The following is a 25,019-nucleotide window of genomic DNA, read 5'->3' as shown; positions in this document are numbered from 1 at the left end:
CGCGTCAAATCCGCGCGCATTGCGCGCACGACTGCTCAAGAACTACGCTCTTTCGCAGCGTTTTACGCGGGGCGTTAGCAAGCACCAAATCGGCAAGGTGGCTGATTTATTTCCCAATAGGGATGCCCGTTTCTGACGGGTGCTGGCATTCATTGAAGTCGGCTTTCGAGCCGTTAGCTGGCGCGTCCCGATCGCACACGCGTCGATCTCCTGAGAGTTCAGAACGAAGTATCCGTACGGTGGGCGGGGCAAGGATTACGAGTCGTGCTTCGCGGCGCCGAACTTGCCGCACGGCCAGTTCGATTCGGTCTCTCACGCGGATGTGCTTGTTCGCATCACATGAAACCAATGAGCAGTAGGGTGCATTGTCGCCGGCCGACCGGACCACAATCTTGAATCGCACCGTGGGTGGAAGGAGAGCAACCACCAAGACTTCGATGTCATTGCCGATGAGAATGGATTCTCCCGCTCGACGGGAGAGGACTAAGAGTCGGCGGGAATCCGAATCGATGATGCAGTCCATTGCGATCTCCTACGTATTGGGAGGTTAGAAATCCGTTTCTCATCGTCGTCGCTACATGCCGGTGGCCTGTACCACTTTGGCGAGCAGCTTGGTTGGTTCGATCCTGAGTGCGCGCGCGAGTTCGATAAATTCAATGACGTCGAGATTGCGCTGTCCGGTCTCCACTTTGCCGACGAAAGATTTCAGCCGTTTCAGTCGATCGGCCAACTCTTGTTGCGTGAGGCCTGCTTCAGCTCGCGTTTCAATCACAACCTCGACCAGAGCGCGGTACGTGGCGTCGGTTGAAGGCATCCCTTTTTCTCCAAATTTTTCATAAAAGCCATGCGGCGACTTGATCCCAATATAGGATCATCGTTACACTCTCGATTGTAGAGGGATTGTCTGGAATGTAGAGGTAGCAATTGCTCTGAATTCAAGAAAGCGGCGCTCGACGGTGCGCTAACACCGCCGGGCGCCTGACCACAGCCAGCCTAACGGAGAGGATGACTATGGCTAGGAGAGAGTCTACTGCGGCGGGCGGTCGAAATCGCGCCGCTACGCCCGCGCGGGAATCCACCCCGCAGGACCAGGGCCCGGAGGGCAGCGCCCCCGAAGGAGAGGGGGGCAGGGCGGTGATACCCGTCCTCGGTCGTCTTACGTCAACTCGCACGCTCGAAGAAATTCTGCAGTTTGAACGCAACCGCCTGGCGCGAGCCCAATCCGTGCTCGGCTGCCTGCATGTCGCGTTGCTGCATGCGAATGACCGCGGAATCAAGGAGGGTCCGGAGTATGCGGATGCTGCCGCCACCGTATTGAGCATGCTGCGTGAGATTGCCGATCGATTGGACGCGGCGTACCTGAGGCCGGTGCTGAAGGCGTTGGCTCAGCCGGTGCGTGAGCGTCGGTCCAACGGTCGGCGGCGGTAGAGAAGAGGTTTCTCGTCGGATCGGGCGTGGCAGAAATTGGAGCCAACGCCCTCACAAGCATCACAACAGGGGGATCGACAATGTCGAGGATTACGCTTGCGTCGATGAAATGGCGGGTCGTGTGCGTGTGTTTGTGTACCACGCAGATTCCATTGGGAATGGCGGCGGATGTGAGCACGACCGAAAGCGCTCGGGTGGAGCTTGAGGAGATTGTTGTCACCGGTTCGCGCTTGCGCAGGGCGGTGGCTGCGCCAGCGACAGTACTCGATGCAGCGCGCATTGAGCAGCTTGGGGCTTCAACGGTCGCAGATCTGCTCAAATTTCTGCCGCAGCAGCCCTACACACGAGGGGAAGAGTCTCGATTCGGCGGGGCGCAATTTATAGAGTTACGCGGGCTGGGGGCGGATACCACGTTGGTCCTGATCAACGGACGCAGGGCGTCGGTGACAGCCTCCAACGCGGCATTCAACGCGTTCGATCTCAATACGATTCCTGTCTCGGCAATTGAGCGTATTGAGGTGCTGCCGGACGCAGCCTCCGCGGTCTACGGTGCGGATGCGATTGGCGGCGTGGTGAATATCATCCTGAAACGGGAGATCGAACGCGTCGAGGCTGATGTGCGTTTTGGCGCCGCCTCAGGGGGAGCAGCGGAGCGACGTGCATCGCTGGCTGGAGGTGCATCGTCGGACCGGGTCAAGGCGAGTCTCGTGCTGGACTGGTTCGATCGAGATCCGCTGCTAGGTGAAGCGCGTGACCGCTGGCGCAATCAGGACTACACGCGCTTCCAGGGTGTGGATTACCGTTCCGCAAACGCCAATCCCGGCAATGTCATGTCGCGCACGGCGGCCAATTTGCCGGGACTGACGTCGTCGCGTGCCGCCGTACCGGTCGACAGTACGGGCATGGGCCTCACCCCGGCGGATTTCGTGGCAACGGCTGGGCAGCGCAATCTTGAGAGCCTTGCGCGATACACGTCATTAGTACCCGAGAGCGAACGCAAGAGTGGGATGGGGGCACTGGACGTGAATATCACGTCCTCACTCGAGGGGTTCGTCGAGGCGCTCTATGTCGATCGTCGGCAGCTCAAGCAATCGGCGCCGGCTGCTTTGTCTGGTGTGCTTGTTCCCGGCACGCACCCCTTCAATCCTTTCGATGTTGACGTCAGTGTCAATTTTCTTATCACCGGTCTGGGTCCGCAGCGCGAGATTGTCGAGTCCGAGTCGCTGCGGCTGGTTGGTGGTCTGCGTGGCACGCTGGGTACGTGGGATTGGGAACTGTCCTATCTCGACGGCCAGGAAGACGCGAGTTCGTGGACGGAGAATGCCGCAGACCCGCAGCGGGTCGCCGGTGCGCTGGCCGCGACAGATCCTGCGTTGGCACTGAACCCCTTCATGGATGGGCCGGGTGGATCGCAGTCACTACTCGATTCGCTGCGCGCGACACCGGTGCTGAGCCGTTACGAGTCCGATGCTGGGCAATGGACCGGATTCCTGCGGGGAAGTTTGGGGGCGCTACCGGCAGGCCCCGTGGACGTGGTCGTTGGTGCGGAGCATCGAACCGAGGGGATCGTGTTCGACAGCATCGTCTTCGTCGATCACGAGCGTGAGGTCAAAGCTGGCTTCGCAGAGATGCGCATCCCGCTCATCGACGCGTCGATGGGAATCGCCGCAGCCAGGCTCCTGTTGATGACAGTCGCCGTACGGCAGGACGACTACAGCGACTTTGGCAGCACCGTGAATCCTCAGGTCACTTTGAACTGGATACCGGCGGCCAGCCTGGTTGTGCGTGCCACTTACGGCACGAGTTTCCGCGCGCCCTCTTTGTTTGAGCTCTACAGCCCCCGACGCAGTATTCCGGGATCGAGCATCGTGGATGCGCAGCGGGGCGGAGAGAGCGCAGTGATCACCGTAATCTCTGGCGGCAATCCGGATCTCGATCCGGTGACCGCCCGCTCCTGGAGTGCGGGAGTGAAGTGGTCTCCGGAGCGAGTTGATGGGCTCGAATTCGGCGCGACCTATTGGGACATTCAAATGGACGAGCGGGTACGCATTTTCTCGCAGCAACTGGTGCTGGCGAACGAGGCTTTGTTCCCCGAGCGCGTCGTACGACAGGCACCCACGACCGCTGATGTCGCGGCGGGATGGGCGGGTGCGCTAGTGAGCGTGGACAGTTCGCGCATCAATTTCGGCACGCTCAGCACGTCGGGGATCGACCTGGAGGCCAGCTGGTCGTTGGTCACTGCCCTCGGCACTTTCAAACCCAGCGCGATGGTGACGTGGGTAAGTGAGTTCGTGGCCGGCAGCGCTCCTGGGACGCCTGCCGTCGATCGGATCGATGTCGGCAATCTGGATGGAACCATCCTCGACTGGCGCGTCGTGGCGGGTCTTGGCTGGCAAAACGGCGTCTGGGGTGGCTCGGTGACCGCTCGCTACATTCCTTCGTACGACGATGCGACATTCACGGGCGCGCGTACCGGGAATCAGGTCGATGCCCAGTGGTTGATCGACGCGCAGTTGAGTCTCGACTTCCGGGATGAGGTTGCCGGTTCGTGGCTGCACGGTTTTGCGTTGCAGCTGGGCGTGGCGAACCTGTTCGATGAAGAGCCGCCATTCGCCCGGATCGGCGATCCCCTGGGCTACGACTTGTCGCAGGGCGATCTGCGGCAGCGCTTCGGCTACATCAACCTCTCGAAGCGGTTTTAACCATGCGCAGTTGCATTGGAAAGCGCTGGTGGTGGCCAGCGCGACGGGTGTGGTGCGCGTTTCACATGCTCATGATGACAGGGGCAGCCTTTGCGGCCGACGCCGGATTGTCCATTGAGGATGGAATCGCGACTACGCGTCTGATGGCGGACGCCGCGGGCAGTAACGTCTTCGTGTCTCCCGACGGTCGGCAGTATGCCGTGATGCTGGTCACGGGCGACTTGGAACGCGATGGCGTCTGGGTGGACCTCCGGGTGGGCTCACTGTCATCGATACGTGCGGCCCACCCACGATCCGTGGCGCGCCTGTTCGCCAGTGGGCTTGGTGGCGGGTATGCCAAGCGCTTCGGTAGTGATGGCCTGATGGCTCAGGGTGACAATCCACTGATATGGATCGATGGTCAGACGCTCGCCTTTTTGTGGGAGGACGCTAAGGGTGTGCGGCAGGTGTTCGGTGTCGATGTGCAGCGGCGCCGGACATATGCGCTCACGAATCATCCCACTCCCGTCTTTCGCTTCTTGTCCGGGCCGGACGGGTCGTTGTTTTACACCGCTGCGATTGCCCGGGATTTCTCTGTCGTTGAGCGACGCCAGTTGTCGGGATATACGGTGCAAGACACGGATGCCATCCAGTTGTTGAATGGCGGGATCCGTGGGCCATGGGACTGGATGATGCACGAGCAATTCCTGCTGGATGTGCGTACGCGCCGCCGAAGAGTCATTCAGTTCGGAGGCGGGGACGTGATGGGCAGATACCTGCCGCTTGCGGAGTCTGTCTATTCTGCCGATGGGAGGCACCTCGTTGCCGCACGCAGTGTGAGCGGCCCGGACATCCCGCCGCAGTGGGGGATGTACACGCAGGAGCACTTCCGCTCGATGTGGAAGTCGCGATCGAACAATCCGGAATCGATCTACGCACGGCAGTTGCAAAAGCTCTTTGTGGTGGATGTGGCCAGTGCTCGCGCTCGCGTGCTGTGGGATGTTCCGGTCGATGCGATGGGACGCACACGCATTGCGTGGTCGGCCGATGGCCGTCAGGTCGCGGTGGCACCCACCGCACTGCCCGTAGCCACGGATGATGCGGATGCGCGGGCAGGGCGCGCTGCGGCTGTAGTCGATACGGAGACGGGAGCTTTCGAACGATTGCCGCTCGCTGGCTCGGCTGCGGAGACCGTTCACTCGCTGGTTTGGTCCGGCGCACAGCAGATCGACGCACACTTGCTGGATGGAACGGTCGTGCGGTGGCAGCGGGGGCCAACAAACTGGATGTCAGTACCTACAGCGACGGATGAGGAGGCGCGCTCACCGACGCAGCCGGTGACTATCAGCATTCGGCAGTCTCTGAATACGCCGCCGACGTTGTGGGCGACGGATCGGCGCACGGGCGAAGCGCGGGAGATTCTTGATCCTAATCCCCAGTTGCAACGGATGAAGTTGGGACGAGTGGAATGGCTGAGCGAGGCGCGGCCGGATGGGACGGTGTGGGAAGGCAGGCTATATTTCCCGCGCAACTACCAGCCAGGGCATCGCTATCCGCTGGTGGTACAGACCTATGCATTCACTCCGCGCGATCAGTTCTCGCTGTATGGACACAAGGGCCCCAGTCTAGGTCCGGGTCGCTCCGCATACATTGCTCAAGCGTTGGCATCGCGCGATGTGTTCGTGCTGCATGGTCCTTCCCGGGCTGAGTCCGTCGAAGCGGTGTCGTCCATGTTGGATGAGCTTGAGTCTCAGATCGAGAAGCTCGTTGCTAACGGCCTGGTCGATCGCGGTCGCGTGGGCATCATGGGGTTCTCGGCCTCAGGGTGGTTCACAACGTTTGCGCTCACCCGAGGGCGGTTCCCTTACGCCGCAGCGCTGACCGACGATAACAAGGACGGCAGCTACTTCCAGGCCGGTCTGTCCAACTGGGACTTTGGTGCCGGGGAGCAAATGATTGGTGCTCCACCGTTCGGCGAGGGATTGAAGCGATGGTTGGAGTATTCACCTGCCATGAATCCAGAGCGCATTCATACCCCACTACTCATGACTCGTTCATCGGCCGGGCTGCCGCTGAACGGATGGGAGTTGTTCAGTCGTCTGCGTTATCTCCACAAGCCTGTGGAGTACTACTTTATTCCCGATGTCGAGCACGGCAGTCATGGACTTCAGAACCCACGGCAATTGCGCGCGCTGCAGGGGCGGGCGCTCGACTGGTGGTGCTTCTGGTTGAAGGGGGAGCGCGATCCGGATACGGCCAAGCAGTCGCAGTATGCGCAATGGGAGAAGTTGCGAGAACTACATCTGCGCGATGTTGGGTCAGATGCGTCGCTACCAGGCGTACTGCTTTAGCAACTGCTCGCGGCCATCCTATGGCACTGCGATGCCTGTGCCGCGAGCAGTTTTTACTTTATCTCCAGTGCTGTGCCCAAAGCTCCAGTTCCAACAGGTTCAGTAATTCACCGGGAAGCGTGGTGCTTCGAGAAGGCACCGGTTGCAGTGTGCGTTCGACGACGGCACGGTCGAGCACCTGCGATCGAGCCAGCGTACCTTCCAGCAACCTTTCGCGCAGGTACGGCAGGTTGCGGCTCAGGATCTGCTCGGCATAACCCGGCGCACGATCCTTCCAGGTACGGCCGATGATGTCGGGCGGGAGGCGGGCGGCGAAAGCGGCGCGCGCCAAGCCGCGCTCGACCCCGTTCAGGAAGTGAAGATGCATCGGAATGCGCAGGCAGAGTTCCACGACGGGCTGCGAATACAGGGGTGAGACGATGACAGGCGAGAACGCCGCGGCCGGTGCATCGGACCAGTAGTAGTGGGGAGGAAACAGCAGCTCCCCCAGGCGACGCACGATAGGCCAGCGGATGCGCGGCTCTGTCGCGAACCAGGGATGCGGATAGTGATCCTCATCGACAGGTTGAAGGCGCAGCTGCGGGTGCAGGAGCGTTGCGGGTAGGCGCATCGCGTTGCGATTGTCGCGGCGCGAAGTGCCGAACACCGACCGGCGCAGCGCGCGCATCATGATGGTCCAGGCTGACAGCTGCGTGAAGCGAGCAACCTGTGCGGCGAGCGACAGCAGCTGCAGCGATGGCGGGTGATAGCGCAGCCATTCGCTGGGGGCGTAGGCGACCGCATCGCCGCCGAACAGGGAGTCACCGCCGAGTCCGGTCATGAGCGCGGTTGAGCCGAGTTCGTGCGACAGCGCGCGCTCGAGCGGTGCGCGTTGCAGGTAACTCAGCAGAGGACTCGGATCGATCTGCGGATGTAATTGGTCGAGTTGTCGCAGATCCACGTGTACTGGATCCATCGGCCGGCACTGGTGACGGAGGTGGAGATGCTCCGTGACCCGCAAGGCCCAGGGACGCTCGTCTCGTACCGCTGTGGGATCGTAGTACGTGTAGCTGTGCGGTCGCTCGGCCCCTGCGGCATCAGACATGCATGCGGCGATGATGCTGGAATCCAGTCCACCGGAGAGCCGAAGTAGCGGCTGGGTGTACTGCCGCATCCACGTCGCGGTGCAGCTTCGAATCGTTGCTTCGAGACATTTACTGGCCTGTGTAGGCGATTCGATCAGTGCATCGCGGGTTGTGAAAGTTTGGGGATACCAAGCGAATCCGCGGGCGGCAATTCGCGCGCCGGCGCGGTGACAAATCTCGATCCACTGACCGCGCAGTACCGGGGTGACCTCGTGCAGCGGTGGATCGAGCATGTATGCATTACCGAGGAGCGTGCGTGCAGTAAGGAAGGACTGCCGAGCCGTGAACCGCGGGACGTCCAGCATGCGGATGTCGTCGACGGAAGAGAAGGCGACGAGCAGATCACCGAGCGACGTGAGGTTACAGGGGAGCGCACCACCCGGATCTTTGATGATCCGGGTGGACGACGTAGCCAAGTCGTGCAGGATTGCAACGTAGTCGCCCCAGCACTCGCTGATCAAATCGGCTCCGTGCGTGATGGCGATGCGTCGCGCCATGGGTCCATCGATCGCGAGTCGATCGACGGCCGTCGCATCCAGCGGATCGCGATGACGGGGGAAGATCGACCCTATCACCACGCCTTGCCGATCCAGAATTCCCCGGATCCCGGGATCCGCGGGTTCGGTGCTCCACACGTGCACCGCGTTCGTTCGGTGCAGCGGATACCACTGGGAATTGGCGAGTCGTTTCCCGATCGTATGCATGGCCTGGTACTGAGGCGCGCTCTGTGGATCGGCAAACAGGGCGAGATAACGCAGCATGCTATGCAATCAGGATCGGTGTATAGCGCAAGGCCTGCTCTGGCGTGGCGTCCAACACCATGTCCTGCCACTGAACCCAACTATGGGCGCCCCACGGTTGTGTGTGAACTCCGATCATCCAAGTGGCAGCAATTCGAGATGAAGCGAGGTAGTGCAACAAAGCAAGTGCGTGAAGCAGGCACTGGTTGCGAGCGGTAAAGGTATAAGGGCGCAGCCGATGAAAGCCCTTACTCAGCATGGCGACGTGGGCGGCGGTGGTCGGTGTGTCGCAGCGCTGTCGCCGCTGCTCGAGATCTTTCATCACATCCCACAAGCGTCGATGCATGGCGTGGCGCGCCCACAAATAGGCATGGATGAAACGCAGCGCACTCGCGCCATCAAATGTGTCCGGGGTAATCAGCTGCAGGAAGCTGATTGTGGCGGGATGAAATGCGGGTGCAGCGCAGTGGGAACAAGGATCTGTGCGAGGTTCGATCAGGCCGGTTCTCACCAGCTGGTGAATGAGAGGCGGCGCAGGCTCTTCTTCTTCCGTGGTTTCGTTGAGAATTTTCCGGAGTGGCGTGTCGCCAGCGAGTGCGAGACCGAAGTACCGGTTGTGCTTAAGGTCGAGGAATACCGGGCCACGTGCCGTATGACACATCCGGACATGAGCGGGTAGTTGATAGATCACGCGCTTTATCCCTCACCAATCGTGGCTAACAGTAGGGCGGGTACGCTGCTGCGCACCCGCCCCGTTCACGCATGCGACAGATCAGCCGTCGAGGGGGCGAAGTTCGGGCTCGCCCGCGTTGTCAAACACAATGATGCCCTTGGCCTTCGTTTCCACAGTCGCATCACCCAGATCGACCAGTTCCAGTTCGTCGTTCATGACACATCTCCTTCAGGCAGTTGATGGATGCCATCCGCGGTGGCGTGCGGAAGCTTGCAATGTTCTCGATGATGTGTGAATCCAGCGGGTCGGTTCCGTTGGAAGCGATGGATCGAATCCGATCTAGAAGCGGCCAAGCCGCGACTAGATCTGCTTCAGAACTCGATCATCTCGGACAGGGAGATCTGCCCTGTGGCGATGGCATGAAGGGTCACCTGACGGGAGGAGCTCACGCGCAGACGCCTCTTGGCATTGGCAATGTAGTTGTGAACAGTGAATGCGCTCAGCCCTAGCAGCGCGGCGGTCTCCTCTTCAGTCTTACCGCGGCCCATCCAGATGACGCATTGGCGTTCGCGAGTTGTGAGTCGCATATTCGAGCCGAGAATCGTCAGAGCACTGAGGGACCTGGCGGCCGCATCGAAGAAATGTGCCGCCATCGCCTGTGCTGCGAGGTAGCAGTGAGAATGAAGGTTTGGTGAATCGGGAATGAGCGAGCAAGAGCCGCCCAACGTCGAGCCCAGTGAGGGGTGGATAGGTATCGTGAAGCCGCGCGCAATACCGTGCTGAGCGGCTTCTTCGAGCATGGCTCGCTGTTCAGGGGTCGTGCCAGAGAGGAACTGAGCATCGCCCCAGTGGAAGGGACGGAACATGCTGTCGGCGTGGATGAACACCGGGTCGATGCGGTGCAGCTGACGCTCGCTGTACATCTCCACCCAGTCGTGCGGATAGTTGAGTGCCATCAAGGGTTTTCGCGGATGGAGCGGATCGACGTGGCAGCCGCATGCGAAATAGCGGAAGCCGAGCCGTGCAAGAGCCTGCTCGAACGATGTGATCAGCGCATCCATGCTGGAGGCGTCTGTGCTGCGCTCAATGAATCCCTGTGCAATATCCAGCACGTTCACGACGTCCGTCTCGATTGATGCATCGGCGGCGAAAATCCTTTGCCGAGTACACCAACGATACATCGTCTCTTTGCAAAGTGGGTGCGGGAAATCCGAAGTGGCCTCTCGGTGCCGGGCCGCGAATTCGCGGATCCGCGTCAGCCACGTGCTCACTCATTGGAGCTGAGTTAACGTAGAAAAAGCACAGTACTTTCACTTCCCGTTCGAATCAAATCGGCGAATCCGCGGCACGGAAGGCTTGCGGCGGCTTCAGATCTTCGCCGGTCTTGCTTTCTTTGTTTGCGTTCGCGGCTCGGTCACCCGAATCGGCGCCTTCCGCTTGGTGCCCACTAACGACTTGGACAGTACGCGCAAGTTCTGTGGAGGCGAACTGAATAGGTCGGCTTGCGAAGTAACGCCGTGGTCGATGTGTGTGCGTCGGAAGGTGTGTCCACCCGACGCGAGATCCGGATACTTCGGTGTCTCTCGCGTTGCCAATAGCCCTTCGATTGTGAGTATCTGTATGCGCTGGAAATTAGTGCCACTAGGGGAAGTATAGTAGCCAGCCTTCAGTGCCTCGTCCTTCATTGGTCTGGTCGGATCGGCAAGCGTGACAAAGAGTGCCATCGAGGCCTTTTCCCGCTCGAGAACGCCTCTGAGGTCACGGATCATCTGGACCGATATATTGCGACCGCCTTTCACGGAGACGATGATCTTTTTTGCCGTGGACCCGTCATCTTGGAAGTAGATTAGTCCGTCAATGCCACCGTCAGCTCCCTTTTTTCGATCTGCGTAGGGCTGTGCGTTGACAAGGGAACAGGCCCAGTACTGAAATTCATACTTATCACGCGCGGAAAGATCAGCTGCGCCATCAATGTCAGCAGGCGTTCCGTACACACTGAATCTGGCCCGTGGAAATCCGTCCCTAATTCGCTTCTCAATTAAGGCAATGGCCAGGTGTGTGACATCTATTCCTATCCATTCACGGTTCAATTTCTGCGCGGCATGAACGGCAGTACCGCAACCGCAGAACGGGTCAAGGACGACGTCTCCTTCAGAGCTGCTTGCGCGGATTATCCGTTCTAGAAGCGCGAGTGGTTTCTGAGTGGGATAGCCCAAGACTTCCGAATTCGCGCCATGCAAGTGTTCGATATCATCCCAGTCATCTGATATGGGTTGTCCCTGCAGTTGATTCAAATAGCGCTTGAACTGCGGGACGGCTCCTGGGCGTGACTGATAGATAAGTCCGTCGGCGTGCGCCTTCTTCATGCGCTCCTTCGTCCAGCGCCAGACTCGAGTTACTCCAAGAAATTCGTAAGTAAGGTTCGGCCGGTCCTTGTTTGGATTCGTTAAGTCGCCATGCCGATATCGCCCCTTGCTATCCGAATACCGGTAGAACTTTTCGATGTATTCCGGATCGTGTTCGCCGTAGACCTTAAAGAACTTTGCCTTTTCGGATTTCGAGTAGCGGAGGATGACGTCGCGACAGTTTGGGAAATTTATCTTGGTGTGGCTTTTTGGCTGCGAGCGTCGCCAAGAGATTTCATTCCGAAAGTTCCCAAAACCAAAGATCCCATCCAGCAGTATTTTGAGATAGTGAGACGCAGTAGGGTCGCAATGTAGATAGAGAGTTCCTTGCGGCTTCAGGACTCGCCGAAGTTCCACAAGGCGACTGGCCATCATTGTTAGATAAGCCATCATGTCACTTTCGCCGAGTAGAGAGCGGAGTGATTGCAGGAGCTCGGATGCACTGGTGCTTGGGCCGCGTAACAGCTCGTTGAACTCGATCTCCGCCTCCGGTCCCCAGCGCCAGGTGTCTTCGAAAGCTGTTACCTGTGCTGCTGATCGTTGCCCCTTCGGCGTCTTGAAAAGTATGTTGTAAGTGCTATTCGAGTTGAACGGTGGATCGAGATAGATCAGGTCGACGGACTCGTCTTTGATCCCTTTCCCCCGCAGAACATCTAAGTTATCGCCAAAATATAGTCGGTTCATGAATGAGATCCTAGAGTCGCGATTTCACGTAACCCTTGGACATCCATCACACAAGCGGAGATCGACTCGCGGGCTCTCGTTCACACTGAGACTCAATCGACGGTTGTAAGAGCAACGGTGACATCATGTTGTGACATGAATCACGCGTGGATGACTTGAGCGCGTCAGGCGTCGAGCTTCACAAGCGCCTTGGCGCGACACTGTCGGCTCATACTTAGCGTTTCCGTCTGCCCGTTCGATGGGGTCGTTGTTCACTCTCGAATTGAGAAACTGATGGCGGGAGTTGCGTGTATGGACGTTGGGCGCCGCCCGGATCAGCTGGGGATCAACTCGGTTGAATCAGACTTAAGTTAAGGGCGGCTCGAGCATCCTGGCATGCCGACTTCCGCCTTAGACAAGAAGCAGACGCATGGCGCGGTACGTTACAACCGTCCGCCGCAGGGTCGACTCTTCGGTGCCTGGCACCGAAGAGCGCATGCCTTCCTCATCCAAATGAGTGTCGACGTCTCTGAGATGGATAGGGCTTTGGAGACAGACTGTTCAGGTCGTTCGCTATCACAAAGGAGAATTCTAAATGGCGACGAAACGGATCGATTTCGAGGTAGCGGGCAACACAGACGCCTATTGGATCGTTGTCGAGAAGCAGTTTGTGAAACTCCGTAACGGCTCTGGGTCGCGGAAGCTGAAGATCCGCGACACCGAGTACCTGATCACAGGACATGTCGTCGGCGACACAAACGAGTCGGCCAAATTCACCGTGAAAGATAGTGGCCGCAAGCTCTTAGAGTTCGAGGTGAAGGTTCCAAAAAAGAAATCTCGTGATGTAGGCGTCGACTATGCCTACTTCTGGGTCAGGGAGTGACCAACATGAACTATTCTCATTGTGCCGGACACTGCGTGCTGGGCATTTGTCTTGTCTCTCTGGCGGCGCACGGGGGCGAACCCACAGCATCGAACGGTCCAGCAACCGGCCCGATAGAGGATGGCAAAGAGCTGGTCGCCATCGTTGCCGGCACCGAAGCAAAGACGGCCATCGCCACGATCGGAACGAAGATCAGCTCGGGCTCTGGCACGACCGGAACATTCGATGTATTCACGTTGACTCTCAACGCCCCGTTGACCGATGAGACAAGCAGCAAGCTGGCTACCCTTGACGGACTAGCGGATGCCTTCACCGCTGCCCTGAAATGGAGTCACCTCAGCGCAGATTTGACGAGTAGTGCCAGAGTCAGTGAGCTGTGCTCACTCGCGGCTCGCCGGAGAAGGGAAGCAGAGCCGAATGCCACTGGAGGTATGTGCGATTCAGCCGTAGAGAAGTATTTGTCAGCAGGGGAAAAGGCCGAATACGAACAGGCAAAAGCCGGCACCGAACCTGGCGGGTTGCATCACGCGTACGGGTTTGAGGTCTCTGCAGGGACGAAGGACTATGAATATCTCACTGTCGACTCGCTCAGCAAGGTGAAGGAAAGCGAGAACCCGTGGGGTGCTTCGGCGTACTACGGACGGCGCGTCATGGGCGTTTTGCTTCTGGGCCAATACCGCTATCAGCAGACTTACAAGGCGGGCGAGACTAAGACTTACTGCCCATTCGTCCCATCTGGAGTCGCAACGTGTATCACCGGAGCGGACGCGCCGCCCAAAGCCACATCGACTTCCGTTTTCTCGCTCGAGGGTAGAGGCAACTTCGGCATCTGGGGCATCGCTCCTCGCGTGAGCTTCGATACGAGAAGTGATGTGTTGGGCGTGAACGTGCCCGTCTATCTCTGGGCCGACGCTGGCGGTTCTTTCACCAGTGGAATCAGCGTGGGATGGCGAGACGACGAGGGCGGTATTCAAGCCGCTCTGTTCGTCGGTGCCAAGTTCAGCGTCATGCCATGAGCATCCTCGATCGGCAACATTGCGTTTTCTCCGGTTTCGTGCGATTCACATCGGTGATGCGCTTTTGGGTGACTGCACTGAGTACCCGGCACTGAGTGCAAAGATCTGATTCCCCTACCGCGCCCGAAACTTATGGCGGCCGTGCCATGGGTATGCGCGTTAGTAGGTATTCGGTGCACTCGGCACCAAAGGCCCTCAGTGATGACAGGCGGCCATGACGATGAGCGCCAGGAAACAGATCAACTGAACGCTGAAGAATGAGAACCGGACCGCGACGAACGTATCTGTCTGCACGTGAGACACGTGCACCAGAGATTGGCAGATACGAGCGATCAGCACGGCGATGCACAGCGAGTCCACGGCAGGACCAGTGACGCCAATCGTCGTCAACACGAACACAATGGCGCCAAACACCGGCAGGTTTTCGACGCAGTTCGCGTGGGCTCGCGTCCCGCGCCGATACCAATCCTCCCCTTCGGGCTGATCGCTCCGGAACGATGCGATCGGATTCTTGAGAACCAGGATCCTGATCCACCGATACACGCCGACGGTCGATATCAGCAGGAGCAAGGTCCAGGTGGCGAATCCCAGCAAGGTCCACATGGGCACTGTCATGGCCGCCTCCGCATCGAGTCGCTCTCACGAGCAATCAGCCAGTCATGATCGGCACCAGCGCCGACTCGATCCGCGACATCTGCGCAGAAGTCGTCATGCTGCTCAGCAGCCGGCCGAAGTGCGGATGCTGCACGCCGGAGATGATGTACTGCCAGCGGTAGGCGCTCAGGACAGAGGCTTCGATCTTCGCCGTCTCCTCGACACTGAAAGATCGCGAGACGCAACGAATGAAGTAGTCCGTGTCGGACTGCGACTGCGACTGCAGAATCCCATCGACGGCCGCCACGAGCGCAATGAGATCGTCGACGGCCTGGTCACGTTCGTGCGCGGAGAGTCTCGCATGCTCATCCTTCCACTCGAGCTCATCGAGCACGACATGCCGGCTCTCATCCCGCCAGTGGAATTTGAAGACATCTTTGAATAACGGACAGAGGTCCTCATGCGGGCCGATGCTCTCGGCGTAGTGCGCCTGCACAAACAGCTCGATATGACAGGTCAGTGCCAGGACGGACCAGGTACTGGCCGCAAGCACGGCACGCGCGACGTCGTTCGGATCGGCAACCTGACGATAGCCCGCCGGCAGTTGCGAATCGATCATCGCCTCCATGCGACGGAAGAGCTCCTGATGCTTGATCTCTTCGCCGGAGAAGCGCACGAGTGCTTCGAGCGCGATCTGATCATCGAAGGCATGGGCTCGTCCTTGCTCGAGCATCTTGACACTGATGAATCGCTCGACGAGACCGAAGAGGTACGCATACGTCCGGCCCTGGATCTGACTGAGCAGACGCGTTTCATCCGGCGCCAGAAAGGACAGACGATCGACCCGCGACAACGCGTCAGGCAGGAACTTGCGCGAGAATTCGAAGGTCCGGCCTTGCAGCAAGTCGCGATCGATCTGCCAATCGGTCTTCTTCGATGACTTGACGATTCGAGCGTACCGGGCAGCTCTGCTCGATTCCGGGTGAAACGTGACAGCAACGGTATTCATCGTGAGGTTCCTCTGCAGCTGGGATGGAAGCTTCTGCGGGTGCTAATCTAGGATCGGACCTTCAGACGGTGAATGACCGGTGCTCTGGAGTTCATGCTCCAGGCTCTGGCAGGCGGGCCCCGTGCTGGACGCTTTCTCAGATGTGTTGCGCGTGATTCGGCTGACCGGGGGAGTCTTCCTCGAAGCAGAGCTCACTGCGCCCTGGTGCATCGAGGGAAAGATTTCCGCGGCTCATTGCAAGCCATTTCTGGTAACTCCACGGCACGTCATTGCGTCGCACTTCCTCGCCGAGGGGCGCATGCAGCTGCGTGTCGGCGACGGCGAAACGATTGACTTGCGTGCTGGGGAGCTTGTTCTTCTCCCGCACAATGACGCGCATGTGTTCGGCAGCGATCTGACCATCGAACCGATGCCCGCACACAAGGTCGTTCAGCCGCAGGCCGGTGGGATTTCACGAATCAAGTACGGCGGCGGCGGCGAGTCGACGCAACTACTGTGCGGCTTTCTTGGCTCGGAGGTGTCCTTCAGCCCGTTGCTTTCTGCGTTGCCGCCCGTGTTGAAGCTGGACGTGCGCGCAACAGCTTCGGGCGCCAGGATCGAGAGTTCGTTCCGTTTCGCTGCGAGCGAGATTGCGGCGGGGCGCATGGGCTCGACCACCGTGATCGCGAAGTTGTCCGAGTTGCTGTTCGTTGAAGCGGTGAGCAGGTATGTCGCGAGCCTCCCGGCGGAACGACAAGGATGGCTCGCGGGGCTACATGATCCGCAAATCGGACGGGCATTGGCGTTACTCCACGCACGTCCCGCCGAAGCCTGGACTGCGGAAGCCCTGGCGGTCGAAGTGGGCATGTCACGCTCGGTGTTTGCGGAGCGCTTTGCTTCACTGGTCGGCCAGCCGCCGATTCACTACCTGACTCTCTGGCGAATGCACATTGCAGAAGAACGGTTGCGCACAGGGCGTGGCAGCGTGGTGCAAGTCGCGCTCGCAGTTGGCTATGAGTCCGAAGCTGCGTTCAGTCGCGCGTTCAAACGACAGTTCGGTACATCACCCGGCAACTGGCGCCGCCAATCGGAACAATAGCTTTGTACCCAGAAGAATCATGAACTGGTCGAGTTTGCGCTTGCAGATATGTCCAACAAGCTGTTCGTGTCGCGGTACCAGATGCAGTTACCGGATAGGAAGGAGATTGCGGAGTTTCTGCAGCGGGCGGTGGAGGAAGCTCGGAGTCGAACGTGGCTAATGGAGGCCAGCAACACTTGGGAAGGCGATCGCGCTGGCGCTTCGCTGTAATTCCACTACCGGCCCGCGGGTTTCCCGGCGACCGTGCCATGGGTATGCGCGTTCGCACAGCGATGCGGTTCTGAAGATTCTGGGCAACGAGTACTGCTCGACAGCGAACTGGCGGCCCTCTACGGCGTGACGACCAAGCGTTTCAACGAGCAGGTGAAGCGTAATTTGGGTCGTTTCCCAGCCGATTTCATGTTTCAGCTGACCGAAATAGAGCATGAGGCTTTAAGGTCGCAATTTGCGACCTTAAAGACAGGTCGTGGCCAGCACCGGAAGTATGTGCCGCATGCTTTTACTGAGCATGGCGCCATCATGGCGGCGATGATCCTGAATTCCAGTCGGGCGGTCGAAATGAGCGTGTACGTTGTCCGCGCATTTGTGCAGTTGCGCGAACTGTTGACGTCGAACAAGAAACTTGCGCAGCGGCTTGATGAGCTGGAAGTGCGGATCGCTCACAAGCTCACGACTCAGGACCAGGCCATCACCGGTATTCTCAAGACGATTCGCAACTTGATGAATCCGCCGGAGCCGACAAAGCGCTCGATCGGATTCGTCGAACTGGAGGAAAGGAGCAGAGAAAAGTGAGCATGGCTCCAGCGAACGGAGAAATCGCAGCGCGCTTGTTCTTGTGGGTCCGACTTTAGTCGGACGTCAGCGGGGCGGCCGTAACGTCCGGCTAAAGCCAGACCCCACAGGTGAAGGCAGCGCGCATCCTCGCTTGCATCGAACCATAGATGCTCAGTGCGAACGGGTAATAAATCAGAGGCTCTTCAAATCTCCCCGCTCTTCGCGAACCGTGCGATGTGTTCGCCGGCGCGGAAGGCGAGCGCCTGGATCGTCATGGTGGGTTGCCCGCGTCCGGAAGTGACGAGGCTGCTGCCGTCGCAGATGAACAGATTGGGGACATCATGGCTGCGGTGGTACTTGTCGACCACGGACTTCGCCGGAGCGTTTCCCATGCGGCACGTGCCGAGCAGGTGCATGGAGAAGCGTTGCTCCGTTACTGGCGATTTCGTGACTCGTTGCGCTCCGGCAGCCTCGAGAATCTCCGCGCCGCGGTCCTGCAAAAACCGGGCATTGGCCAGATCGTCGGGGTGATCCTTGTAGGTCGTGCGGATCGCCGGCATTCCCCACGCGTCCTTGAGTTCGGGATCGAGTGTCACGTTGTTCGACTCCAGGGGCAACGAGGTGCCGTGACAGGCCACCTGCATGCTGCGCGGGAACTCCCGGAGCCTTGCCTTGTAGGCGCTACCCCAGGCTGGACCTTCGGTGGCAGTGCGCTGTGCCCACACCATGGGTTGCGGACCGATGCGTGCATCGAGGCCGCCGCCGCCATATTGGCCGCGCTTCGGATCGGAAGCGTAGAAGTCGTGCAGGATCCGCGTGACCTGTACGCTCTTGTACTCGTTCAACTCGTGCTCGAATACGCCGAGCGCGCGCGATGCATAGTTGAACATGAGGTACTTGCCGACCGCGCCGCTGGAATTTCCCAGTCCTTGCGGGAACTTCGCGTTCGCCGACAGGAGGAGCAGTCGCGGCGTCTCAGCGCCATTGGCACACACGACGACTGCGCGCGATTTCTGGAATCGTTCGCGTCCTGTGTGATCGAAATAGGCAACGCCTGTGGTGCGCCCACGCTTGTCAGTCTCGATGCGCATCACGTAACTCTGCGGGCGTACTTCGCAATGACCGGTGGCTTCGGCTTGTGGAATGACGGTCGTCAGGGTGGATGCTTTGGCCAGTGCTTCACAAGCGAAGCCATGGCAGAACCCGCAGTGCACGCACGCCGCGCGGTCGTTATAAGGCTGCGAGTTGATGCACATCGGTGCGGGAAACGGATGCAATCCCAGCTTGCGGGCGCCACGTTCGAACAACACGCCGGAGGACTTCACGGGTAACGGCGGCATCGGATACGGCCGGGTTCGTGGCGGATCGAAGGGGCTGGCGCCTGCGAGACCGGAAACGCCGATCTCCCAATCGACCTTGGTGTAGTAGGGCTCGAGATCCGCGTAAGTGATCGGCCAGTCGTCGAAGCCGGTGCCCGGAATTGCCCCGAGCACACTGCGCTCGATGAAATCGATCTCGTGAAAGCGCCAGTAGTTGGCCGTGTAATGAACGGTGCTTCCGCCGACGGTGCGGCCGTACCAAAGCGGCGGCTTCAGCGGTTGTGGCTCGGCGCGATGCGTTGGCGCAGTGCGGAACGTCTGCGGGTTCTTCTCCGCATCGTTGGTGATGCCGCCCAGGAACCAGTATTTCAATTCGTCGTGTTCGAAATCCGCGGGACTCAGGCGCGATCCCTGCTCGAACAGCACCACATCGAGTCCGGCTTGCGCCAGTTCGCGTGCGATGACTCCGCCCGCCGCTCCGGATCCGACGATGGCGAAATCGATCAGCTCGCTGTCGCGGTACTTTTTCGCGGTCATGCTTTGGCTCCGGGCGGATCGATGACGAACCCGGCGTAGTCGCGATCGTAGTTGCCGAAGGGAGGCTGGAACGCGTGCATGTCCTCGAAGCCGAGGAGCTTCCAGCCGATGCCATCACGGTTGCCGCCGTAGGCCGGCATCGAGAACATTCCGAAAAGCGTCAGCGTATGCAGGCTGCCAAAGAACGGCGTGTGATCGACTTCTTGAAGAAATTCGATCTGCTGTGCGGATGTCAGCGAGGCAAAATCGGAGCTGTCTGGATAACGGGAGCTGCACGCGTGCTGAAACTCCTGCAGGCCTGATTTGAATGGAGTCGCGAGCCGCGCAAAGAAAGTCGCGAGAGCACGATCGATGAAATAGACGACGCCGGCTTCGCGCGCTCCCGGCGTGTCGTCGCTCGGAATGATCTGCGCCGCGATGGCCTCCACGTCGGCCGCCTGGGCCGGCGTAAAAAAATTGAACGCGAAAGTCGCGGGAGACTTCACGCCCTCGTGCGCCTCATGCACGGCGGCCGTGACCTGCGACCAGTTGAGAGTGAGCCAGGCGATGCCGACTGAATCTCCGGCATGACGCAAGAATTCCCGGCGCGAAAAGTCACGGATGCTCATGCCTCCCTCCTGTCCCACCAGTGAACCCAGCCGCTGCGCGTCCGGGAGTTCCGAGGGTATCTGTCTTGCCCGCCGGTACTGCCTCGCGAACGGCAGTCGATGCGACTCACTAAAGATGGGCTTCGCTGTTATCCCACGCTCGCACCCGGGTTCCACGACGGTCATGCGGTGTATGCGTGTTCAGACGGCGATCCGGTTCGGGGGATCCACGGTATTTCGCAAAGGGGACGGATTTATTTCTCAATCCGGATTCCCCGTTTCTGACCGGTGCAGGCATTCATCGACGCCGGCTTCCGACCCAAAGCGACGGGCATCCACTGCAATTCATGCGCTGACACTCGAATAAGAAGACGAGAGTGAATGGCGCTCGTGGCCTTCGTCGCCTCTCTGATCAGGGCGTAGTCTTTGGGCGCAGTTGCGTAGACTGCAATGCCGGGTCATACGGCCCAAGGCCCGATAGCGACCGAGGTCGTTACTGACTACAGGCTCCGGACGGTTTCCAGTCAGAGGGTATTCCCCTCTGTTGAGCCGAATCGTGGATGACCAGGGCGAACGCGCGTCGGAGCGTCGTGCCAGTGACATTTAGCTCCATCGGAGTATTCGGTCCCACGGTCATGGTTCCTCCGGCCCGAGCCTTATTGGCGCCAGCTGGAGTCTCCAGGCACTGCTCTCCCGCCAGCACGTACCAGCCTTCCGGACCCGGGTGCGTATGCACCCTCGAATTGTCGCCGGGCCGCATGACAGCGTAAGAGAGAACCGCAGCGTAGTTCTTTGCTGCGGGAAGCTGCAGTGGTCCGACGACGGCGATAGCTTCACCTCCCTGCGGAGCAGGGTTTCGGGGCCCGAATTCAGAGAGCCACGTTCGCCCGTCTTCCTCGACCACAATTCCGGTCGCACTCCTGGCCGCCTCCGCAGCGTTCCTGCTTGGAAACGCGCGCAAATGCCAGAAGACGAATGGTTGACTGAAATGCAGGCCGGTTACTGCGGCGATGTTAAAGCAGCCAAACTCTGGTCGCTTCTCACCGGGCGGCACGTCTACGCAGGCCACCTCGGTCAGGTGCGGGTGTCCGACGATGCTCGGCACCTGAGCCCAAAGTTTGCCAACGGGCGTGAGCTGAAGGGCGACCAGCAACGGTACGAGCACCCCGATGAACGGAGCTCTAGCCATGTCGGATCCTCGGAGAAAGACACGCTGCGGCAGTTCGGCGCACTCTCCTTGCTTGCGCCTTGGGAACGATTGCGATTCTGATCGCTCCAGGCAGCGGCATCCGTTCGATTGCGAACATAGAATCGAATGATGGGCGCTCGTCGTCTATGGATGAATTCTTGCTCAATACTTGTGCGTGCTCAGGGATTGACGAGCTTGCCGATGACGCCGGTTCGATCGACAGTCGCCGTGACTGACGTGCCGGGGTGCTTGTCGGGGCCGCCGAAGAAGCAGTACGGGCAGACCTGGTCGCGGTTGGCCTCAATGTCGATGAGGTCGAACGGCAGGCCGGTGAAGCGGCGCAGGCTGACGAACACGAACGGCGAGCGCATGCTGGGCAACAGATACTGGTTGCTGAACCGACACCCGCCCTTGCCCGGCACCTTGTGGATCTTGCTACGCCGCGCAACCAGCACCTTGCGGTGGTTGTTGAAGTAAGCGGTCCTGTGTGCCCACTGGACGTAGGGCTTCACGTCATCCGGGCGCGGATCGACCGAGACGACGTAGATCGAGCCGTTGTAGAAGTCCTCGGTGGTCCCGCCCATCGACCTGTATAGCCGCACGCTGATGCGGACTTCCTGGTCGGTCTTCGTCGGACTGACCATCTGCTTGGTGTCGATGACCAGCACCAGCGGGTCCGGGCCGGGTTGGCCGAGTACCTGGCTCAACTGCAGACCGAACAAACGCAGATCACGAGTGAACGCTGGCACAACCTTGCCGTTGAGAGCGGTCTCGTACCTCACCCGCAGCGTCGGGTCTTTGCGCTGAACGAAGGCCGGCGGCAGCACGAGCCGCGCGGTAATTGAGTCAGAAAGTCCGTTATCGCGGCGTACTTCCTGGCGGTCGATGCGTGGGTCGACGGTGACGTTGGCGTCGGCGAGTGCCACGATCAGCTGCGGCTGGCTGACGGGCGCAAGCGACGCCTTCACCGTGGCCGAGCGTTCACCCGCCTGGCACTGCAGCCAGAGTTGCTGCGGTGTGAAGCGGTATGTCGGACCCGCCGTGCCGGGAAGCTTGAGATCCTGCGTGATGTCGACCCCCAGCCTGGAGCCCATCCCGTTGGCCGCGTTGGAAGCGTCGACCAAGGCGTTATGCAGGACCTCACCGACTATTGTCGGCAAGAACAGTGTGACGGGAGGCAACAGCAGCGACAGTCCGAACAGCACGGTGTTGACCCAGTCCGGCAAGTCGACGTCGATCATGCCGAAGTGCAGCCGGACCTCCTGGTTGCGATAGAGATAGGGCGCAGCCGGGATCGTCACCCCGACAGAGCTGATCTTGGTAGTCCCGGCCACGATGAAATGCAGGAAGTCGTGTGTCCACACCGACGCGCTCAGCCCCAGCTCGAGATAGTCGGCCGGACCGTTGGGAAAGTCGCGGTGGGAGAAGCGCAGGAAGTCGACCGTGTCGATGCGCAGGTTGTTCTGCAGAAAGGCGTTGCGCATCTGGGGGAGAACCGCGCTCGCGAAGTAGCTCTGCATGAAGTCGAGGTTGGTCGCAGCCGCGATGTCCGCGCCGCCGCTGAAGTCGGTCAGGTCGGTGGGTATGCCATGGGTAAAGCCGGGCACATCGCAGGCCAGCGCCAGTGACCCCTGCATCGGCCAGTAGATGATCCGGTCGGTTGCGATGTGCGCGTCGACCCATGTCTCACCCGGTTGGAGTGGCTTCATCTGTTTGAAGTTGTAGGAAGCTGGAATCGTCCCTGGTGTCGTAGCCAGCTGCTGCGGCGGAATCGCATTGAGCGCCGCTTGAACCGCGGACCTCACTTGAGGTCCCTGCAATATCTTCACAACTTCGGACTGGTACGCCGGGGGCATCCCGTCGGGGTCGATGATGTGCGCGTGGATGCTCCCGAGGTGAGATCCGGCCATGTTGACGCCGAACTGCAGCTGTGTGCCCTGCACCATCGGCAGCAGCGCCGCCGCGAGGTCTGCCTCCACGATGATCTCCGGGGCAAAGCTTGAAAGGGATGGGCCACCGCCTGATGGCACAGCGTCCAGTCGCGCCTTTGCGTAGAAACGAAAAATCATCGGGATCAGACCGGCAGTGTTGCGCGCCAGGGCGGCTCGCGCTGACAGCAGCACCGCGGTCGCGGTGAGGGTCAGATCGAGCGGCACCCCGACGGTGAGTTGGGCGATCTGGGTCAGTGGCACCCTGACTCCGGTCAGGAACGTATTCACATACGTCTCGAGCACCTGGTTGACGAGTTTCTCGGAGACCACCGTGACTGCAGCGAACCCGGCGTGACGTGAAGGCATGGGCGACTCGGCTCGCGAGGTGGAGGACATCGGTGAGTCGCAGCTCCGGTGACCCCGGAGCTGCGGGAAGTTTGCGGCGATGGCGCAGCGCGCTGTAGATCAGACCGCTAGGTCATTCGGACGACAGGCGAATCACGCAGAGGGGACACCAGCGTTAACTGGACCGCACGTCGTAGCATCGACTCCCGACACTCTTTTTCATCGAGTTCCCTTCCGGATGTCACTCCTTCCGGGAGACCCGCTTCTCACCGAACTGTCCATCGCCGCTGCGAATCGTGAACCCGTTGCACTTGGCCCTCTATCCGGCTTACGCCTTAAGCCGACGTATATTCTCGTCACAGTGCTGAGCGTGAAGCGTTCATCTGCGCGACGTGATCAAGACCATCCTCGCGGTGGAGAGGTTTCCGACGAGCGTGTCGGTGTCGAACGTGAGCAGTCGATGACAAGGCCGCAAGGTGAAAGCCTTGCGAAGGCCGCGCGGTGCGAAATATCGATAGGCAGCCGCGCATGGCCGGCAGAAGCTGAGTCTGGCGTTGCGGCACACGTTCCTGTGCCGGCGACGAAAAGAATCGGCCAGCTGCGTGTGTATGAAGGCGCAAAGGCGATCCATCTTGACGGGTTCCCGTTGCTACACGCCGGAGGGCATGCGGATGGAAGTGGGACGGCGCCCCGAAGTTTTCGAAGAGATCGGCTGCCGGCGTACCAGGCTCAGGTCGGGTACGCCGGATTCTCACATCCGAAAGCGGTGAGCTGCGTGCGGACCGTTCTGCTGCTCGTCTCCATCCTGATCAACGCCGTCACGTGCGCGCAGGAACTCGAGCCTCGCGCCTATTCGCCAAATCCTGCCGGCGTCAACTTTGTCGTCGCTGGCTATGGACAGTCCACTGGCGGGGTCTTGTTCGATCCGTCGCTGCCTTTCAGTGATGTCGAGGCGCGTCTGAGCAATGCGGCCCTCGGGTACGGCCACACTTTCGGTGTGTTCGGTCGTGGTGTGACTGCGCTGTTTGCAGTGCCTTACGTCTGGGGCGATATCTCCGGCAATGTCGGCGAGGATCGACGCGCGATCAGTCGATCGGGCCTGGCCGACACGAGATTCAAACTGAGCATCAACTTGCTCGGAGGTCCGGCGCTTCCGCCGGCCGAGTTTGCCGCGCGTAAACCCGATACGACGCTGGGTGCCAGCCTTTCCATCATTGCACCCACTGGGGAATACGATTCGTCCAGGCTGATCAACATCGGCTCCAACCGGTGGGCGTTCAAGCCGGAACTGGGCATCTCACATCCGATCGGCCGGTTGTTTCTCGAAGCGTCCGCCGGTGTCTGGCTGTTCACGGCCAACGACGAGTTCTTCGACGGCACCAGGCGCGAACAGGACCCGATATCCGCGCTCCAGGTCCACGTCAGTTACACCTTCCGTCCACGTCTGTGGATCGCCGCTGATGCGACTTACTACGAAGGCGGACGCACGACGGTGAGCGGGCAACGGCGCGGCGATCTGCAGGCGAATTCGCGCGTGGGGACGACGCTCGCGCTGCCGATCGGTCAGCGGCAGTCGCTCAAGTTCACGTGGAGCGACGGTGCATCGACGCGCGTGGGTGGCGACTTCACCAATTACGGTATCGCGTGGCAGTACACGTGGTTCTGAATGAGTGCATGCAGCATGCGAGGTAA

20 protein-coding genes are annotated in these 25,019 nt (G+C 60.0%); 9 read left to right on the top strand and 11 right to left on the bottom strand.

Going from position 1 to position 25,019, the window contains the following annotated elements:
- Positions 1-106: 106 nt before the first annotated feature.
- Together VIZ63_RS25680 and VIZ63_RS18425 are read right to left on the bottom strand one after the other, a co-directional pair.
- The gene (locus tag VIZ63_RS25680) at positions 107-523 is read right to left on the bottom strand and encodes a carbon storage regulator (protein WP_414703813.1); all 417 of its coding nucleotides are present in this window, start codon (positions 521-523) and stop codon (positions 107-109) included.
- A 51-nt stretch (positions 524-574) separates the two neighbouring features.
- Positions 575-814 carry a helix-turn-helix transcriptional regulator gene (locus VIZ63_RS18425; RefSeq protein ID WP_331611174.1) on the bottom strand — a complete coding sequence of 80 codons (240 nt, stop codon included), beginning with the start codon at positions 812-814 and terminating at the stop codon, positions 575-577.
- Between the two features lie 320 nt (positions 815-1,134).
- Here VIZ63_RS18425 and VIZ63_RS18420 point away from each other — a divergent pair, with 320 nt between their 5' ends.
- The 3 genes from VIZ63_RS18420 to VIZ63_RS18410 all read left to right on the top strand — a co-directional run bounded on the left by VIZ63_RS18420 (position 1,135) and on the right by VIZ63_RS18410 (position 6,460).
- Entirely contained in the window at positions 1,135-1,428 is a 294-nt protein-coding gene (locus tag VIZ63_RS18420; protein ID WP_331611173.1) for a hypothetical protein, read from the top strand.
- Positions 1,429-1,508: 80 nt separating this feature from the next.
- Entirely contained in the window at positions 1,509-4,130 is a 2,622-nt protein-coding gene (locus VIZ63_RS18415; RefSeq protein WP_331611172.1) for a TonB-dependent receptor, read from the top strand.
- 65 nt (positions 4,131-4,195) lie between these two features.
- Positions 4,196-6,460 carry a prolyl oligopeptidase family serine peptidase gene (locus VIZ63_RS18410; protein ID WP_331611171.1) on the top strand — a complete coding sequence of 755 codons (2,265 nt, stop codon included), beginning with the start codon at positions 4,196-4,198 and terminating at the stop codon, positions 6,458-6,460.
- Between the two features lie 58 nt (positions 6,461-6,518).
- Here the strand turns inward: VIZ63_RS18410 and VIZ63_RS18405 are convergent, their stop codons facing one another.
- The 4 genes from VIZ63_RS18405 to VIZ63_RS18390 all read right to left on the bottom strand — a co-directional run bounded on the left by VIZ63_RS18405 (position 6,519) and on the right by VIZ63_RS18390 (position 12,086).
- Positions 6,519-8,345, bottom strand: a complete 1,827-nt coding sequence (locus tag VIZ63_RS18405; RefSeq protein WP_331611170.1) for an asparagine synthase C-terminal domain-containing protein — start codon at positions 8,343-8,345, stop codon at positions 6,519-6,521.
- Position 8,346: 1 nt separating this feature from the next.
- Positions 8,347-9,015 (bottom strand): lasso peptide biosynthesis B2 protein, encoded by a 669-nt coding sequence (locus VIZ63_RS18400; protein WP_331611169.1) that lies wholly within the window; start codon positions 9,013-9,015, stop codon positions 8,347-8,349.
- Between the two features lie 353 nt (positions 9,016-9,368).
- Positions 9,369-10,268 carry a LuxR family transcriptional regulator gene (locus tag VIZ63_RS18395; RefSeq protein WP_331611168.1) on the bottom strand — a complete coding sequence of 300 codons (900 nt, stop codon included), beginning with the start codon at positions 10,266-10,268 and terminating at the stop codon, positions 9,369-9,371.
- A gap of 96 nt (positions 10,269-10,364) precedes the next feature.
- A complete protein-coding gene (locus VIZ63_RS18390; protein WP_331611167.1) occupies positions 10,365-12,086 on the bottom strand; it encodes a site-specific DNA-methyltransferase in 1,722 nt (573 codons plus the stop codon).
- A 574-nt stretch (positions 12,087-12,660) separates the two neighbouring features.
- On the opposite strand from VIZ63_RS18390, the gene VIZ63_RS18385 reads away from it, so the two are divergent.
- Both VIZ63_RS18385 and VIZ63_RS18380 read left to right on the top strand, forming a co-directional pair.
- The gene (locus VIZ63_RS18385) at positions 12,661-12,948 is read left to right on the top strand and encodes a hypothetical protein (protein WP_331611166.1); all 288 of its coding nucleotides are present in this window, start codon (positions 12,661-12,663) and stop codon (positions 12,946-12,948) included.
- A gap of 5 nt (positions 12,949-12,953) precedes the next feature.
- On the top strand, positions 12,954-13,964 hold the full coding sequence (locus tag VIZ63_RS18380) for a hypothetical protein (RefSeq protein WP_331611165.1): 1,011 nt from the start codon (positions 12,954-12,956) through the stop codon (positions 13,962-13,964).
- 195 nt (positions 13,965-14,159) lie between these two features.
- Here VIZ63_RS18380 and VIZ63_RS18375 read toward each other — a convergent pair whose 3' ends face one another.
- Positions 14,160-14,579, bottom strand: coding sequence for an MAPEG family protein (locus tag VIZ63_RS18375; RefSeq protein WP_331611164.1), 420 nt, complete (start codon positions 14,577-14,579; stop codon positions 14,160-14,162).
- Positions 14,580-14,613: 34 nt separating this feature from the next.
- Positions 14,614-15,567 (bottom strand): diiron oxygenase, encoded by a 954-nt coding sequence (locus VIZ63_RS18370; RefSeq protein WP_331611163.1) that lies wholly within the window; start codon positions 15,565-15,567, stop codon positions 14,614-14,616.
- 121 nt (positions 15,568-15,688) lie between these two features.
- Here VIZ63_RS18370 and VIZ63_RS18365 point away from each other — a divergent pair, with 121 nt between their 5' ends.
- Both VIZ63_RS18365 and VIZ63_RS18360 read left to right on the top strand, forming a co-directional pair.
- Positions 15,689-16,645, top strand: coding sequence for an AraC family transcriptional regulator (locus tag VIZ63_RS18365; RefSeq protein ID WP_349261226.1), 957 nt, complete (start codon positions 15,689-15,691; stop codon positions 16,643-16,645).
- Positions 16,646-16,888: 243 nt separating this feature from the next.
- Positions 16,889-17,437, top strand: a complete 549-nt coding sequence (locus VIZ63_RS18360) for an ORF6N domain-containing protein (protein WP_331611160.1) — start codon at positions 16,889-16,891, stop codon at positions 17,435-17,437.
- A 185-nt stretch (positions 17,438-17,622) separates the two neighbouring features.
- Here VIZ63_RS18360 and VIZ63_RS18355 read toward each other — a convergent pair whose 3' ends face one another.
- Positions 17,623-19,275 (bottom strand): GMC family oxidoreductase, encoded by a 1,653-nt coding sequence (locus tag VIZ63_RS18355; RefSeq protein ID WP_331611159.1) that lies wholly within the window; start codon positions 19,273-19,275, stop codon positions 17,623-17,625.
- The gene (locus VIZ63_RS18350) at positions 19,272-19,883 is read right to left on the bottom strand and encodes a gluconate 2-dehydrogenase subunit 3 family protein (protein ID WP_331611158.1); all 612 of its coding nucleotides are present in this window, start codon (positions 19,881-19,883) and stop codon (positions 19,272-19,274) included. Before VIZ63_RS18350 ends, VIZ63_RS18355 begins: the two co-directional genes overlap by 4 nt.
- Before the next feature lie 940 nt (positions 19,884-20,823).
- Between VIZ63_RS18350 and VIZ63_RS18345 the strand changes: the two genes are divergently transcribed.
- On the top strand, positions 20,824-21,132 hold the full coding sequence (locus VIZ63_RS18345) for a hypothetical protein (RefSeq protein ID WP_331611157.1): 309 nt from the start codon (positions 20,824-20,826) through the stop codon (positions 21,130-21,132).
- A 98-nt stretch (positions 21,133-21,230) separates the two neighbouring features.
- Here the strand turns inward: VIZ63_RS18345 and VIZ63_RS18340 are convergent, their stop codons facing one another.
- Positions 21,231-23,348 carry a hypothetical protein gene (locus VIZ63_RS18340; protein ID WP_331611156.1) on the bottom strand — a complete coding sequence of 706 codons (2,118 nt, stop codon included), beginning with the start codon at positions 23,346-23,348 and terminating at the stop codon, positions 21,231-21,233.
- A 754-nt stretch (positions 23,349-24,102) separates the two neighbouring features.
- Here VIZ63_RS18340 and VIZ63_RS18335 point away from each other — a divergent pair.
- Positions 24,103-24,993, top strand: coding sequence for a transporter (locus VIZ63_RS18335; protein WP_331611155.1), 891 nt, complete (start codon positions 24,103-24,105; stop codon positions 24,991-24,993).
- Positions 24,994-25,019 lie beyond the last annotated feature (26 nt).

It is taken from the genome of Povalibacter sp., from assembly GCF_036520495.1.
Lineage (GTDB): Bacteria > Pseudomonadota > Gammaproteobacteria > Steroidobacterales > Steroidobacteraceae > Steroidobacter.
Note: the sequence above shows the minus strand (reverse complement) of the source record. Positions and strands in the feature narration are given on the sequence as shown.

Excerpts from the sequence above, each read along its gene's own strand:
- VIZ63_RS18340 (WP_331611156.1), bottom strand. The coding sequence starts at position 23,348 with ATGCCTTCACGTCACGCCGGGTTCGCTGCAGTCACGGTGGTCTCCGAG.
- VIZ63_RS18425 (WP_331611174.1), bottom strand. The coding sequence starts at position 814 with ATGCCTTCAACCGACGCCACGTACCGCGCTCTGGTCGAGGTTGTGATT.
- VIZ63_RS18350 (WP_331611158.1), bottom strand. The coding sequence starts at position 19,883 with ATGAGCATCCGTGACTTTTCGCGCCGGGAATTCTTGCGTCATGCCGGA.
- VIZ63_RS18345 (WP_331611157.1), top strand. The coding sequence starts at position 20,824 with ATGCCAGAAGACGAATGGTTGACTGAAATGCAGGCCGGTTACTGCGGC.
- VIZ63_RS18380 (WP_331611165.1), top strand. The coding sequence starts at position 12,954 with ATGAACTATTCTCATTGTGCCGGACACTGCGTGCTGGGCATTTGTCTT.
- VIZ63_RS18415 (WP_331611172.1), top strand. The coding sequence starts at position 1,509 with ATGTCGAGGATTACGCTTGCGTCGATGAAATGGCGGGTCGTGTGCGTG.
- VIZ63_RS18375 (WP_331611164.1), bottom strand. The coding sequence starts at position 14,579 with ATGACAGTGCCCATGTGGACCTTGCTGGGATTCGCCACCTGGACCTTG.
- VIZ63_RS18385 (WP_331611166.1), top strand. The coding sequence starts at position 12,661 with ATGGCGACGAAACGGATCGATTTCGAGGTAGCGGGCAACACAGACGCC.
- VIZ63_RS25680 (WP_414703813.1), bottom strand. The coding sequence starts at position 523 with ATGGACTGCATCATCGATTCGGATTCCCGCCGACTCTTAGTCCTCTCC.
- VIZ63_RS18405 (WP_331611170.1), bottom strand. The coding sequence starts at position 8,345 with ATGCTGCGTTATCTCGCCCTGTTTGCCGATCCACAGAGCGCGCCTCAG.
- VIZ63_RS18355 (WP_331611159.1), bottom strand. The coding sequence starts at position 19,275 with ATGACCGCGAAAAAGTACCGCGACAGCGAGCTGATCGATTTCGCCATC.
- VIZ63_RS18390 (WP_331611167.1), bottom strand. The coding sequence starts at position 12,086 with ATGAACCGACTATATTTTGGCGATAACTTAGATGTTCTGCGGGGGAAA.
- VIZ63_RS18410 (WP_331611171.1), top strand. The coding sequence starts at position 4,196 with ATGCTCATGATGACAGGGGCAGCCTTTGCGGCCGACGCCGGATTGTCC.
- VIZ63_RS18370 (WP_331611163.1), bottom strand. The coding sequence starts at position 15,567 with ATGAATACCGTTGCTGTCACGTTTCACCCGGAATCGAGCAGAGCTGCC.